Origin of the sequence: Pediococcus ethanolidurans (assembly GCF_001437405.1) — a bacterium.
GTDB lineage: Bacteria > Bacillota > Bacilli > Lactobacillales > Lactobacillaceae > Pediococcus > Pediococcus ethanolidurans.
In genome coordinates, this window is the sequence record NZ_JQBY01000060.1 from 1 (window position 1) to 772 (window position 772).

Genomic DNA, 772 nt, shown 5'->3' on the forward strand with positions numbered 1-772 from the left:
ATACTTGTGAAGAACACAAAGCGTTTTATCTAGTCCGTTTAAAAGCTAACCGCCGATTGCGTGATTTGGCTGAAGGCTATGTACAAATTGACGATGAACAACAATGGGATCAAACCGAGATTCACTATTATTCAGCTAAATATCAGGCTGGTTCTTGGGATCAGCCTCGCCAAATCTATATTAAATCAACGCGTGAAGCTGGTGAATTACTCTTTAATCATGAATACGTGCTTACCAACTTAACCAAATTAACGCCAGAAACTGCCTTCGAATTATACCAACACCGTGGTCAAATGGAAAATGATATTAAAGAGGCCAAGGAGGGTTTCTTTTTCGACAAAACTAACAGCACAGGTTTTATTGAAAACCATGCGCGGATGATGCTGAGTGTCTTAGCTTATAATTTAGTGAGTCTCTTCAAACAACTATCCTTACCGCCGCAACATGCCAGTGTGCGTGTTGGAACGCTTCGTCTTTGGTTGTTCAAAATTGCGGGAAAGTTAGTTCGAAGTGGTCGAAAACTGTACTTAAAATTAAGTAGTTCACATGTTTATCAAAAATTGTTCTATCAGGTATTGGCCAAGATTCAACAATTACATTGGTAGCTATCGAATCGCTCTAAATTAATCAAAATTTTCAAAATAACTCTTTGTGAGTTTATTTGAAGCACGCAAATTTTAATTCGTACATCATTTTTGACTTAACGACATGCGATTTCCTTGTTGAAATTCAAACCCATTCAAAAACAGCCCTCGCAAGGGCTGTTTTTTTA

General features: G+C 37.7%; 1 protein-coding gene. It reads left to right on the top strand.

What is annotated here, in order from left to right; all coding sequences use genetic code 11:
• Nucleotides 1-605: transposase (locus tag IV87_RS10800; RefSeq protein ID WP_156407384.1), on the top strand; the 605-nt coding region annotated here is incomplete at its 5' end.
• Nucleotides 606-772 lie beyond the last annotated feature (167 nt).